The sequence below is a fragment of the Kitasatospora sp. NBC_01560 genome (assembly GCF_045208415.1).
In the GTDB taxonomy this organism is placed as follows: domain Bacteria; phylum Actinomycetota; class Actinomycetes; order Streptomycetales; family Streptomycetaceae; genus Kitasatospora.
Genome location: NZ_CP109364.1, coordinates 5,347,845 through 5,360,822, shown reverse-complemented (window position 1 = coordinate 5,360,822; position 12,978 = coordinate 5,347,845). Strand labels below are relative to the sequence as shown.

Below are 12,978 nucleotides of genomic sequence, written 5' to 3'. Positions count from 1 at the left end.
GGAGTCGATATAGAATCTCGGCATGGCGACGAGCACGGCGAACAGCACCCCGCGGCGCGGACGCCCGCGCTCCTTCGACCGCGACACCGCCCTGGAACAGGCCCTGCGGCTGTTCTGGGAGCACGGCTACGAGGCGACCTCGGTCGCCGACCTCACCACCGCCATGGGCATCCGCCCGCCGAGCCTCTACGCGGCCTTCGGCGACAAGCGGGCGCTCTTCGAGGAGGTCGTCGCCCGCTACCGGGCCACCCACGGTGCGTACGCGCCCCGCGCGCTGACCGAGGAGGCCACCGCCCGGGCCGGCGTCGCCCGGATGCTGCGCGAGGCCGCCGCCCAGGGCACCGACGCGGACCACCCCTGGGGCTGCCTGGTGGTCAGCTCGACGGTGAACTGCACCTCGCCCGAGGTCACCGCGGCCGTACGGGAGCTGCGCAACGCCAACGTCCGCGCCCTGGAGGCCCGTATCCGCGCCGATGTCGCGGCCGGCCACGAACCGGCCGGGACCGACCCGGCGGCGCTGGCCCGGTTCACCGCCACCGTTGTCCAGGGCATGTCCCAGCGCGCCCGCGACGGCGCGACCCGGGCCGAGCTGGAGCAGGTCGCGGCCGACGCGATGCGGGTCTGGCCCTGAGCCGCACCGGACCGGACCACGCCGGCGCCCCTGTCAGCGCCCGCGGCCGTACCTGCGTCCTCGTCCGCCGGGAGGGGCCTCAGCCCCGGTCGGCCAGCGGCCAGGAGCGCACCGCCCCGTAGTGCGCGAACCCGCCGTCGAGCTCGCTCTTCATCAGGTGCAGCTCGGCAGCGGCCCACTCCGGCCCGCGGTACCCGTCGAGCGCCCGCGCCAGGTCGTCCAGCCCCGCCCGCGACCCCGCCGGCCGCCGGTCCGCCCGCCGGTGACCGCGCGAGGAGCCGGCCCGGGCCAGGGTCAGGTGCGGGTGGAAGTCGAACGCCCCGGCCGCGCCGGCCACGTCCGCGGTCGCCGCGCCCACCGCCTCGGCGAGCCGCCGCAGCGCCCGGGCCTGTCCCTCCACCCCGGCCCAGAGCACCCGGTCGCCGAAGTGGCCGGCGCCGGCCAGCCGCAGCCGGTGCGCCGGGTGCAGCCCCGCCACCCCGGCCAGCGCGGCCTCCAGCGCCGGCAGGCGCTCCTCCGGCACCTCGCCGAGGAAGGCCAGGGTCAGGTGCCGGCCCTCGGCACCCGTCCAGCGCAACCGCTCCGCCCCGGGCAGCCCGCGCACCGGCGCCACCGCGTCGGCCAGCTCCTGCAACGCCCCGGCCGGCGGCAGCACCGCCACGAAGAGCCTCATGGATCCATCTTCCCGTGCACGGCCGTTTGGGTTAGAACTTTTTCATGAAGATCCGCACCGGTGGCCCCGACGACCTCACCGACATCCTCGCCCTGCTGGACGGCGCCGTCGCCTGGCTCGCCGCACGGGGCCGCACCGGCCAGTGGGGCGACCAGCCCTTCAGCACCGACCCGGCCAGGGTCGGGAGCATCCGGAAGTACGCCGACGAGCCGTTCCTGATCCGCCTCGCGGTGGACGACGAGGGCCGCACCGTCGGCTCCTGCGTCCTCTCCGAGGTGCGCGGCCCGCACATCCCTGCGGTGGAGGAGCGCGAGCTGTTCGTCCGCAACCTCGTCACCGACCGCACCCGCAAGGGCTCCGGCATCGGCACCGCGCTGATCGCCGACGCCCTCGACGAGGCCCGCCGGCGCGGCATCTCCCTGGTGCGGGTCGACTGCTACGGCGGCGCCGACCGCAGGCTGGTCGGCCAGTACCGCGCGCTCGGCTTCACCGAGACGGAGTCCTTCGAGGTCGAGCAGCCGAACGGGGTCTGGCCCGGCCAGGTCCTGGAGATCAGGCTCTGACCGCCCGCCCCGGATGCCCCGCCCCGGGCGGGGCATCCCGCCCCGCCCGGGGTGATCGATCGTCAGCAGGCGGCGGCCAGCTCCGACTTGGCCGCGACCCGGGTGCGCGGCACGAAGGCCACCACCCGCCCGCCGCGGCCCGGGTGCAGGTCGACCCGGACCTTGAGATCCGCACTGCGGGCCAGCACCAGGCCGACCACGCCGGCGGCCAGCGCCGAGACCAGCCCGCAGGCCAGCAGGCCGAGCCGGGGCCCGTACGAGGCCGTCACCCAGCCGACGATCGGCGCACCGATCGGCGTCCCGCCGGTGAAGACCAGCACCAGCAGGCCCATCACCCGGCCGCGCATCGCGGGGTCGGTGGCCAGCTGAAGCGTGGAGTTGACGGAGGTGTTGAAGCTCAGTCCGAACACCCCGATCAGGGTCAGCAGCGCCGCGAAGGTCCAGTAGCCGGGCGCGAACGCGGCCACCACCTCCAGCAGGCCGAAGCCGAGCGCCGCGCCCACCAGCCGCCGCAGCCGCGGCGCCCCGCGCCGGGCCGCGAGCAGGGCACCGGCCAGCGAACCGACCGCCATCGCGGTGTTCAGCAGACCGTACTGCCCGGCGCCGACGTGGAAGGTGTCGCGGGCGAAACCGGCCAGCAGCGTGGGGAAGTTGAACCCGAAGGTGCCGATGAAGCCGGCCAGCACCAGCGGCCAGAGCAGCTCGGGCCGCTCCTTCACGTACCGGAGCCCCTCCCGCAACTGCCCCTTCTCGCGGGCGACCGGCGTGGTCGGGCGCAGCTCGCTCGTGCGCATCGCGAGCAGTCCGCCGATCACGGCGGCGAAGGAGAGCGCGTTCACGGCGAACGCCCAGCCGCTGCCGACCGCGGCGATCAGCAGGCCCGCGACGGCGGGGCCGACCAGCCGGGCGGTCTGGAAGTTGGCGGCGTTCAGGCTGACCGCGTTGGCGAGGTCCTTCGGGCCGACCATCTCGGAGACGAAGACCTGCCGGGCCGGGTTGTCGACCACGGTGACCAGGCCGAGCAGCAGCGCGAACGCGTAGACGTAGTACGGCGTCACCACGCCGCCGATGGTCAGCACGGCCAGGCCGACGGCGAGCAGGCCCATCGCGCCCTGGGTGAAGATCAGCAGCCGGCGCCTGGGCATCCGGTCGGCGAGCACGCCGCCGAACAGGCCGAGCAGCAGCATCGGCAGGAACTGCATGGCGGTGGTGATGCCGACGGCCAGCGGGCTGCCGGTGAGGCTGAGGACCAGCCAGTCCTGCGCGATCCGCTGCATCCAGGTGCCGGTGTTGGACACCACCTGACCGGCGAAGTAGTAGCGGTAGTTGCGGACGCGCAGTGAGGAGAACATCCCCCCGGGCCGGGTGAAGCGGGCGCCTGTGGGAGATGCGGCAGCCGGTGTGCTGCCTTGAGCGGCGGGGGTCACCGCCGCGGTGCGTTCGTCGGGGTCGTCGTCGCCGTTGCCGGGCAGCCCCGTGGGGGCGGGTGCCTGGTCGGCGGCCGCGACGCTCGCCGCGGTGGGGTCGGTGGTCGGCTCGTCGGTACGGATGGCGGCGGCGGTGGCTGCGGCCGGCGGTGTCACTGTGGTCTCCCCTCGCGGCACGACGACCCGTCGGGGGGCCGTCGCGCTCCTGGTGTTCGTGATCGGTGCTGCGGTGATGCGGTTCTCCTTCGTCCTCCGGCGGCTACCGGATCAGCTGTGCCTCAGAGATGTGCGAGCTTGTACAGCACGGGTGCGGCCTCCCGGAGGACGGCCCACTCCTCCTCGTCGAGCCCTTCGGCGAGTTCGGCGAGCCAGGCGTTCCGGCGGCGGCGGCTCTCCTGGAGGATGACCTCCGCCTGCTCGGTGCTGCTGACCACCACCTGCCGGCGGTCCTCCGGGTGCGGTTCCCTCCGCACCAGGCCCTTCTCCTCCAGCATCGCGACGATCCTGGTCATCGACGGCGGCTGGACGTGCTCCTTCCGGGCGAGCTCACCCGGTGTGGCCTTCCCGCAGCGTGCGAGGGTGCCCAGCACCCCCATCTCGGTAGGGCTGAGCGACTCCTCGACCCGCTGGTGACGCAGGCGACGGGAGAGGCGCATGGTGGACGACCGCAGCTGACTGACGGCTGCGAGGTCCTGCTCGGACATCTCGGGCATGTATTTAGACTACGTCATTACTCTCGCTAAGGAAAATTGGTTTCCGCCCGGCCCCGGCCGCCCCACGGGGCCCGCACGCCTCGGCTCCACGCGGCCCTGCGGCCTCGTGCCCGGGTGCCCCGCGCCCGCGTGGTCCAGCGCCTCAGCGCCGGGTGTCCACCGTGGCGAGGCCGTCCGGCATGCCCAGCACGAGCAGCGTCCCGGCCAGGGCCAGCGACCAGACCTCCGAGCCCGTCCGCAGGTCGAGCACCACGCCGGTGCCGAGGTCACGCACCCGGACCAGCCCGTCGGACCACGCCGCGGCCACCACCGGGCCGGCCGCCGTCGCCCCGGCGGCCACCGCCGTGACCGGGCAGCCGCGCCGGTCGGACGGTTCGGGCATCGGCCCCGAGCGCGGGCCCCAGAGCCGGACGGCGCCGTCGAACCCGCCGCTCACCAGCAGCGGGATCTCCGGGTCGGACAGCGGCCCGCCGCCCAGCGCGGTACCGGCCAGTGCGGTGACCGGCCCGTGGTGCAGCCGCTCGCTCACCACCTTGCCGTCCTCGTACCAGTACACGCCGCCGGCCGCGTCGCCGAACGCCGGCGCGGAGCCGGCCAGCCCGCCGACCGCCGCCACCGCGCTCAGGCCGCCGCCGGCGTCCCCGCCCGTGTCACCGGCGGCCGCGCGGACGGCGTCCAGGGCCACCATCAGCCCGTACGGCTCCAGGCCGGGCCGCGGCTCGGCCGGGGCCACCAGCTCCGCCCGGCCCCAGGCGTCGAGCAGCACGACGGATCCGGCGGCCGTCACCGCCAGCCCCCGCAGCGGCCGCGGGGCCGGCACCACCACGGCGCCGACGCGGCGGCCGGTGGCGGCGTCGAAGGTCCGCACCGCGCCGGTCGGGTCGGCCACCAGCACCTGCGAGAGGTGGGCCCCCGCCCCGGCGGTGAGCGCGGCGGCCGGGCCCGGCCAGTCCCGGTCGGTGCCCTCCCAGCGCGCCCAGCGCCCGGACCACGGCCCGGGCAGCTGCGCGAGGACGGCCGCGGCGGCCGCGGCGGGGGCGTCCCCGCCGAGCAGCCTGGTCCGCAGCACGGCGGCCCGGACGGCCGGGTCCGGCTCCTCGATCACGGCCGGGCCGGCCGCGCGCCAGGCCCGGGCGAGCACGTCGTCGCGCCGCTCGACGGCCGCCGTCACCGGCACGGGGCGGGCCAGCGCCCAGAGCAGCGGGTCGGCGGCCAGCGGGCCGGGGTCGCCACCGGCAGCGGCCGCCGTCCAGAGCGCGGACAGCGCCTCCTCGCCGACGGCGCGCAGGTCGGCACCGGCCGGGAGCACCGGTACCGCCGGTACCGGCGGGGCGGCCGGTACCCGCAGGGCCGGGCCGGGCAGCGGGTAGGCCGCCGCCTCACCGCCCAGAGCCGCCGCCCACTCGGTGAACCGCGCCCGGTCCGTCCACTGCGGATCGCCGAGGTCCAGCACCGCCGGTGCGGGCACCGCGGTGAACGCGCCGGCCGCCGCACCCCCGGTCGCCGCCTCGACCACCAGCCGTACGCCGGGCAGCCGGAGCAGCGGGTCGAGCAGCCCGGTCACCAGGCCGGCCGGGTCCTCGGCCTCGTCCAGCTCGGGAACGCAGACCAGGGTCGGCCGGGCGTCCGCCGCGATCGCCTCGATCAGCGTGCCGGGGGTGTGCGCGACCAGGTCGAGCTGCTGCCCCAGCGACCAGACGGTCGTCCGCACGGTGGCCCCGGCGGCGGGCAGCACGGCGTGGATCCGCCGCTCGCCCGGCACCGTCCCGGTGCTGCAGCCGCGGACCATCCAGGCCAGCAGGTGCGACTTGCCCGCCCCGGGCGGCCCTGCCACCCGGCACAGCCGCGGCGCCCGCAAGTCGTCCAGCCAGCCGAGCAGTGCCAGTCCGGCCGGCCTGCGCCCCGCCCCCAACGGCGGCATCCGCCGCCCGTCCCGCGCCATTCCCCTGCGTCCCTCTCCTGGTTCCACCACGGTCCGACCGCTCGGGCCTCCCCGATCGGCCCCGGCACTCGGCCCCGGCGCTCGGCCCCGGCACTCAGCCCTGGCGCTCGGCCAGGCTGATCATCAGTGCCTTGACGCCGCTCTCGCGGGACTCGGCCGTCCCCCCGTAGTCGAAGCTGTGCGTGAACTCCGCCTGCGGGAACTCCGCCGCCATCCAGCGCGCGCAGTAGTGCCCCGGCATCAGGCACGGCTCCAGCTCGCAGTAGACCCGCACCACCTGCTCGGCCTCCACGCCCTCCGCCCGCAGACGGTGCCAGAGCACCTCCTCGGGATGCAGCAGGCCGGGGCCGCCGACCGCCGTCTCGATCCGCTTCCCGCCCTGCTCGTCGACCACCTCGAAGGCCGCCGAGGAGTCGACGTTCAGCGGGCGCCGCAGGTCGTCCAGCACCCGCGACCACCAGCCCTCGCGGCTGTCGAACGCCGTGGGGTCGGCCGCCAGCAGGCCCTGGCGCAGCTCCCGGTAGGCCGCGAAGGCCGCCTCCGGCCGGTCGGACGCGGCGACCGCCGGCAGGTGCCGGTCCAGCAGCAGCAGTCCGGCCGCGAACGCCTCCACCGTGGCACTGACCGGCAGGTCCAGCGGCTCCGATCCCAGCAGCACCGCACGGACGGACCGGTCCGGGGCGAAGTACAGCTCGGCCCCGCCGTCGGTTCCGATCCGCAGCTGGGCCGCCGACGGCCCCGCCTCCAGCCCGAAGGCTGCCGCGTACTCGCCCAGCGACAGCGGGTCGTCCTCCTCGGCGGACCGGAAGTACGGCCCCACCTGGAGCGGCAGCCCCGGGTGGCGCAGCGGCCCCGCGGGCGCCACCGCCAGGCTGCGCAGCCCGCGCGGCCCGAAGTGCGCGAGCAGCCCGGCCGTCAGCTCGTCGTTCATGTCGGTGCTCACGTCCGAACCGGCCCTCTCACGTCGTGGGGTAGAAGTCGAGGAAGGAGTTCCAGAACTCCGCGTCGCTGCCGAACGGCAGGTCGTCCCAGCGGTTCATGCCCTCGCGGATGTATTCCTCGGCGTCGGCCCAGTGGTACGGCGTCGGCCGTTCCTCGGGCCGCGGCCGCTCCACGGCGATCTTGTACACCAGGTACGCCAGCGAGGAGATGTCACGGTGGATCAGCTGGTACTCCTCGTCGGCGTCAGGGTCGCAGACCCAGATCGTCCCGTCGTCGAGGCTGATGAACACGAAGCCGCTGGACAGCTCGCCCAGCTGGCGCAGCCGACCGTGCTCGGTCTCCACCAGCGAATCGGTGAGCGGCCGGGCGAACGCCCAGTCGGGATTCTCCGGCCGCCGGTCCGCGAGCTCCTCCAGCAATCGGAACAGCCCGTTGGAGAAGGGCACGCCGATCTCCGTCACGAAGCGCGCGCCGTCACCGTCCGGCCAGATCTGCGCCGCCGCATCGGGCTTGAACCGCAGCAGATCGCCGGGCGCGGCCTCGTCGACGAGCTGGGGCCAGTCGATCCCTACAATCACCGGTCGTCCATCCTGTCGCCCTGTCCCTCAAACGCCTCAGTGCCCATGCTTGGGCTTCTTCGCGACGTGCTTCGCAGCGTGGTCCGCCTTGTCCTGCTGACCCTGCGCGTCGAAGTCCTTCGACCCCATCGTGCCACCATGCTGGCCTGCGGTGTGATCCGCGTGGAGCTGGTCCAGATAGGCCCTGTGACCCCAGTCCCGATCCTTCGTCGGGGTCTTGTGGTCGTACTCGACGCCGTAGTTCACGTCGAGGTCGGGGTTCTTGGGTTCGAAGTGCCGGCCCAGCCAGCGCTCACAGTTCTCATTGGCCTGACAGGGCGCACGTTCGGTGTAGAGCTCGCTGACGTGGTTCTCGCGCCCGCCGAGCAGGGGCTTGCCGATGGACCGCTCGGAGTGGCTGCGGTCACCGCTGCGGCCGACCAGAATGATCTCTTCGCCGTCGGGGTGCTTGTACCGGAGCGAAGCGTAGTTCTTGCCGCCGTAGTCGCCCTGGGCCCGCCGGGCCTCCTCGACGGCCCGGGAGAGTTCCGTCGGCTCGTCGATCCTCCGGCTGGGAACCTTCTCGTCCTTCTTGGGGTTCCCGTCCTCGTCCTTGTCCGACTTCTTGTACTTCTTCGCGTGGTACTTGTCCTTCAGGTCGTCCACCGAAGGGTCCTTGACCTTGTCGGAGGCGCCGTCGAGCAGGGTCTTGAGGGACTTGTCGGTCCCGTCCGTGTCGACGAACTTGCCGTCCTTGATCTCCTGGACCCGGCCGTCGTCGTGGATGTAGTACTTCCGGGGCGGCGGCTTCGGGCCGCCGCCGGAGCTGCTGCCCGCCTGCGGCGGCGGTGCGGCCTTCTCCTTGTCCTTCTCGTTGAAGCCGTGGGCGTTGTGGGCGTCGTTGTTCTTGTGGTGCTTGGCCGTCGTGGCCAGGTTGTCGCCCGCCTGCTTGTACATCTTCTTGACGGCTTTGCCGGTGTCGTCGGCCAGGGCCTTGCCCACCTGCTTGGCGCCCTTCTGCAGCGCCTTGACGATCGGATCGGTCATTCGAAGCTCAGCCCCGATACTCGGGCGCCGAAGAGCTGCGCGTGCTGGGCGACCTTCTCGGCCTGGTCGTGCAGGGCGCGGGCGTGCGTCTCCACGACGGCCGGGTCGATCTTGAACTGGGTGCCGGCCGACCCGCCGCCGCCGCCGCTCAGCGCGGCCTCGGCCGCCTCGAACGCCAACCCGGCCACCGCCCCCGAGACGATCTCCACCAGCGGGGTGATCGCCGCCTCGACCACCTCGGAGATGATGTGGTCCTCCAACTGGTGGGCGAGGTAGGACATCAGCTTGCGCCCGGCCTGCTGGATCGCGATCACCCCGGCCTCGGCCAGGCCGAGGGTCGCCACGGCGGCGGCCTGGGCGGCTATGAGGGAGGCGGCCAGCACGATGAGTTCGGCGAGCGCCTCCATCTTCATGGCGATGATGACGTCCGCGGCGACGTCCAGGGCCTTCGCCACCACGTGGGCCGCCTGGACGACCTCGTTGAAGTGCTTGTCGGACATCAGCGCCCACTTGGCGACCAGCGCCTCGTACGACTCGCCCTCGTACGCCCCGCCGAGCTGATGGACCGTCGCGGTCGAGTCCGCGTGCAGGTCTTCGAGTCCCTTCGCGAACTCCTTGATGTGCTCACCGAATTCGCGGACCTTGTCCTCATTGACCGAGGGCCAGTGAATGCCGATGAAGTCGAGGAGCGTCGCCACCTCACTGGGCAGCTCGATCGCCATCAGATCCCCCTAAAACACCATCCGTCGATAAGATCAAAATTTTATCCAATGAATCATCAGATTCTGCCCCCGGGAACGTGCCGATTCTGTACCGATCCGCACCGATTCGGAACCTCTCGTTCCACCCCGGCCGCCCGCCCCCGGCCGCCCGCCGGGCTCGCCCCGCTCGCGCCCGGCACCGCTGGCCGTGCCCTCCGTGACTCCCGGTGCGATGCTGGTTCTGGGGCCTGACCCACGCAGCCCCGGCGCCACACCAACCCCTCGGCAGAAGGGCCGACCAGCACCACCCCTCAGTGAAAGGGCCGACCAGAAATGACCGACGTCGCCGCCGAGCAGGCCCAGCAGGCCGACACCGGCTTCGCCCGCCTCGCCATGGTCACCATCGACTGCGCCGACCCGGTCGCGCTGGCCGCCTTCTACGGCGAGCTGCTCGGGTGGGAGACCCGGCACGTGGACGAGCACTTCGCCATCCTGGACAACCCCGAGGGCGGCAGCCCGCTCGGCTTCGGCCGGGTCACCGGGTACCGGCCGGAGCCGTGGACGGAGCCGGACGGCGGCAAGCACTTCCACCTGGACTTCTACGTGGACGACCTGGAGGAAGCCACCGCCCGGGCGCTCACGCTCGGCGCGACGGAGCCGCAGTACCAGCACGGCCGCACGCTCAAGGTACTGATCGACCCGGCCGGCCACCCGTTCGGCCTAGCCCCCTTGGAGTGACCTCCAAGGCCGCGGTGGTCTCTTGCGCAGGCGGCGTCAGGGGTTGGTGCCGAGATCTTGCCGGTCACGTGAAGGACGGCCCTGACCTGCTATTTCACCAAAAACACGAACCTTGAGCGACTCGCCGGTAGTGGCTACTGTCCCCTGTTGTCAGGGGCATCACACGCCAGGCCCCCGGGCGCTTCCCGCTGTGCGTACGCCTTCCGCCGCGCGCACTCCCCTCCCTTGCCGTTTCCCCGCCGCCCGGGCCGTCCCCGGCCGGCGCGTCCGCCCGCACCCTGGCGTCCGTCCTCCCCCCGAACCCCGTCAGGAGCTTCCTCGTGGGCGAGATCCATCATGCGGACCACGGCTGGGTGACACCCGCCGTCTCGTACTTCGTCGCCTGCCTGGGCGCCTTCGTCGCCCTGCGCAGCGCCCGCTGGGCACTCGTCTCCACCGGCCGGACCCGCGTCTACTGGCTGCTCTTCGCCTCTACCTCGCTCGGCGCGAGCATCTGGTCGATGCACTTCATCGCGATGCTCGGCTTCTCGGTCACCGGCATCGACATCTCCTACCGCCCGGGGCTGACCGTCCTGAGCCTGCTCGTCGCGGTCTTCGTGGTCGGTCTCGGCATGTTCGCCGTCGGCTACGGCCGCCGCCTCCCCGCGCTGCTGGCGGGCGGGCTGACCACCGGGCTCGGGGTCGCTGCGATGCACTATCTCGGCATGGCCGCGATGGTCCTGCCCGGCCACCTCGACTACGACCGCACCACGGTATGGGCCTCGGTCGGCATCGCGGTGTTCGCCGCGACGGCCGCGCTCTGGGCCGCCCTGAACATCAGGGGCACCCTCGCGGTGCTGGCCGCCGCTCCCGTGATGGGCGTCGCCGTGTGCGCGATGCACTACACCGGGATGGCCGCCGTCTCCGTCCGGCTCGACGCCGCACAGAGCACCGAAGGCGGGGTGATGGCCCTGCAGTTCATCTTCCCGCTGGTGGTCGGGCTGGGCTGCTACATCTTCTTCGGCTCGCTGGCCTTCGCGGTCTCACCGAGCAGCACCACCATCGGCACGCAGCCGATCCTGGTCGGCCGGGCCGCACCGCTCGCTCCGCGCGGGCGCTGACCCGGCACGTGCGGCGGGGCCGGCCTCCCCCACGGCCGGCCCCGCCGCACGCCCCACTCCGGGCGGCTCGCTCCGGAGGTCACCTCGCTCCGGACGTCACCTCACACCGCACACCGCACGCCTCACTCCGGGCGGCCCAGCAGCCCGGTCAGGTGCTCCGGCGTCCCGACCGGGCAGACCTTGTGCACGAACGCCCGCCGCAGCCCGTGGTACGGCTCGCCGTCCCGGTAGAAGTTGCGGTGCATCCGGCGAAGTTCCCCGGCCCGGTACGCGGCCAGTGGCCCGGCCTCCTCGTCCTCGGCCCGGCGGCGCTTCTTCTCCACCAGCCGGCCGGTCAGCTCCGGCGAGCCGGCCAGCCCGGCCGCCTCCCGGGCCACCCAGCGGCGGAACTCCGCCGCGCTGCCGCCCGCCGTCCGGTCCACCAGCCCCAGCCGCTCCGCGTGCGCCGCGCCCACCGGCAGCGCCTCCCCGGTCAGCCGCTCGGCCTGCTCGGCGCCCACCCGGCGGGGCAGCGTGTACGTCCAGTACTCGGAGCCGTACAGGCCCATCAGCCGGTAGTGCGGGTTGAGCACCGCCGACTCCCGGCACCAGACCTCGTCGGCGGCGAGCGCCAGCATCAGCCCGCCGGCGGCCGCGTTCCCGGCCAGGGCCGAGACGGTGAGCTTGTCGGTGGTGGTCAGGACGGCCTCGACCAGGTCGTCCATCGCGTTGATGTTCTCCCACGACTCCAGCGCCGGGAACGACGCCGCCTCGATGACGTTGAGGTGGATGCCGTTGGAGAAGAAGTCCCGGGCGGCGCCGAGCACCAGCACCGAGGTCGGCCGGTCCGCGGCCTCCCGGTAGGCGGCAAGCAGGCGGCGGCACTGCTCGGTGCTCATCGCCCCGCCGGCGAAGGAGAATTCGAGGAAGCCGACCTCGTCCTGCTCGTGGTAACGCAGCTCCGACCAGGTGTCCCGGCCGGCCGCCGAGGCCGGGCTCACCGGCACCTCGCGGACGCGGTACAGGCGGTCGGCGAGCACCGTCGCGGCGGGCTGCTTGAAGGTGGCCGGACCGCCGGGCGTGCGGCGCGGCCGCAGCTGCGGGATCCAGACCGCGCCGTCCACGGTGGCCCGGCAGATCGCGCCGTCCCGGGTGGCGATCACCGCACCGGGCACCGGCCCGCGCAGTTCGTCCTCGGGGTGGCCTCCGTGCAGGAAGTACTCGCGGCCGTACAGCTCGTCGAGCACGCCCGGCTGCGAGTCGGCGGCACGCAGCCGGCGCACCACGGTCGCGGTGTCGTCGGCGGACCAGTCGATCCGGCGGTCCTCCTGCCGGAGGAAGGGGCGCAGCTCGCCGCGGACGTCCGGGCGGGTGTAGTCCAGCGGTTCGGGCGTGAACAGCCCGCCCTCGAACCGGCCGACGGCCAGCAGCACCGCCTCGACGGCGGCGTCGGCGACTTCGCCCCGGTACAGCTCGCTCTTGCCGCACTCCGGCACCGTGAAGTCGACACTGGCCCAGATGTCGCCGGCGTCCATCTCCCCGACGGCCTGCAGGACGGTGACGCCCCACCGCTCGGCGCCCCCGGTGATCGCCCAGTCGAGCGAGGAGGGGCCGCGGTCGCCCGTGGGCCCGGGGTGCACGATCAGGACGGTCCGGGTGGACCAGACGTCCTCCGGGACCGCCTTGGTGAGCATCGGGCAGATGATCAGCTCGGGATCGGTGCGGGCCACGGCGGCGCGCACCGGCTCGTCGCCGAGCGCGAGTTGGACGGCGACCTCGTGCCCGCGCTCGCGGAGCTCGGTGTGGACGCGCTGGGTCAGGCTGTTGAACGCGCTGGCGATCAGAAGAACGCGCAAGGAGGGCCTCCGGACGGTGACGGGCATCGTGCGCGGAGGCGATGAAACCAGGGCATGGACACGTAACGATTACGGATCGCGCCCCTGCCGCGGACCCTCACCCACCCCG

The 12,978-nt window shown here is 73.6% G+C and carries 13 protein-coding genes; 4 read left to right on the top strand and 9 right to left on the bottom strand.

Translation table 11 applies throughout. The features are described from left to right. Window positions 1–22 precede the first annotated feature (22 nt). Window positions 23–631: a TetR/AcrR family transcriptional regulator gene (locus tag OH807_RS23500; RefSeq protein ID WP_406202181.1), complete on the top strand. Its 609-nt coding sequence runs from the start codon at window positions 23–25 to the stop codon at window positions 629–631. A gap of 79 nt (window positions 632–710) precedes the next feature. On the opposite strand, the gene thpR is transcribed toward OH807_RS23500, so the two are convergent. Further along, window positions 711–1,304: an RNA 2',3'-cyclic phosphodiesterase gene (gene thpR, locus OH807_RS23495; protein ID WP_406202179.1), complete on the bottom strand. Its 594-nt coding sequence runs from the start codon at window positions 1,302–1,304 to the stop codon at window positions 711–713. Between the two features lie 44 nt (window positions 1,305–1,348). On the opposite strand from thpR, the gene OH807_RS23490 reads away from it, so the two are divergent. Next, window positions 1,349–1,867, top strand: a complete 519-nt coding sequence (locus OH807_RS23490) for a GNAT family N-acetyltransferase (protein WP_406202177.1) — start codon at window positions 1,349–1,351, stop codon at window positions 1,865–1,867. Window positions 1,868–1,929: 62 nt separating this feature from the next. Here the strand turns inward: OH807_RS23490 and OH807_RS23485 are convergent, their stop codons facing one another. From OH807_RS23485 to OH807_RS23455, 7 genes are all read right to left on the bottom strand, one after another. Next, window positions 1,930–3,417 (bottom strand): MFS transporter, encoded by a 1,488-nt coding sequence (locus OH807_RS23485; RefSeq protein ID WP_406211136.1) that lies wholly within the window; start codon window positions 3,415–3,417, stop codon window positions 1,930–1,932. 155 nt (window positions 3,418–3,572) lie between these two features. Beyond that, a complete protein-coding gene (locus OH807_RS23480) occupies window positions 3,573–4,007 on the bottom strand; it encodes a MarR family transcriptional regulator (RefSeq protein WP_360182207.1) in 435 nt (144 codons plus the stop codon). 142 nt (window positions 4,008–4,149) lie between these two features. After that, a complete protein-coding gene (locus OH807_RS23475) occupies window positions 4,150–5,949 on the bottom strand; it encodes a hypothetical protein (RefSeq protein WP_406202174.1) in 1,800 nt (599 codons plus the stop codon). 94 nt (window positions 5,950–6,043) lie between these two features. Next, window positions 6,044–6,892 carry a nucleic acid/nucleotide deaminase domain-containing protein gene (locus tag OH807_RS23470; RefSeq protein ID WP_406202172.1) on the bottom strand — a complete coding sequence of 283 codons (849 nt, stop codon included), beginning with the start codon at window positions 6,890–6,892 and terminating at the stop codon, window positions 6,044–6,046. A 16-nt stretch (window positions 6,893–6,908) separates the two neighbouring features. Further along, window positions 6,909–7,469 (bottom strand): SUKH-4 family immunity protein, encoded by a 561-nt coding sequence (locus tag OH807_RS23465; RefSeq protein WP_406202170.1) that lies wholly within the window; start codon window positions 7,467–7,469, stop codon window positions 6,909–6,911. Window positions 7,470–7,505: 36 nt separating this feature from the next. After that, complete coding sequence (locus tag OH807_RS23460) at window positions 7,506–8,495, bottom strand: nucleic acid/nucleotide deaminase domain-containing protein (protein WP_406202168.1); 990 nt, start codon at window positions 8,493–8,495, stop codon at window positions 7,506–7,508. Continuing rightward, window positions 8,492–9,217: a WXG100 family type VII secretion target gene (locus tag OH807_RS23455; protein ID WP_406202166.1), complete on the bottom strand. Its 726-nt coding sequence runs from the start codon at window positions 9,215–9,217 to the stop codon at window positions 8,492–8,494. The genes OH807_RS23460 and OH807_RS23455 overlap by 4 nt, the downstream gene beginning before the upstream one ends. A gap of 312 nt (window positions 9,218–9,529) precedes the next feature. On the opposite strand from OH807_RS23455, the gene OH807_RS23450 reads away from it, so the two are divergent. Both OH807_RS23450 and OH807_RS23445 read left to right on the top strand, forming a co-directional pair. Continuing rightward, window positions 9,530–9,934: a VOC family protein gene (locus OH807_RS23450; RefSeq protein WP_406202164.1), complete on the top strand. Its 405-nt coding sequence runs from the start codon at window positions 9,530–9,532 to the stop codon at window positions 9,932–9,934. A 320-nt stretch (window positions 9,935–10,254) separates the two neighbouring features. Next, entirely contained in the window at window positions 10,255–11,034 is a 780-nt protein-coding gene (locus OH807_RS23445) for an MHYT domain-containing protein (protein WP_406202162.1), read from the top strand. Between the two features lie 122 nt (window positions 11,035–11,156). Here the strand turns inward: OH807_RS23445 and OH807_RS23440 are convergent, their stop codons facing one another. Next, entirely contained in the window at window positions 11,157–12,869 is a 1,713-nt protein-coding gene (locus OH807_RS23440; protein WP_406202160.1) for a hydrogenase maturation protein, read from the bottom strand. Window positions 12,870–12,978 lie beyond the last annotated feature (109 nt).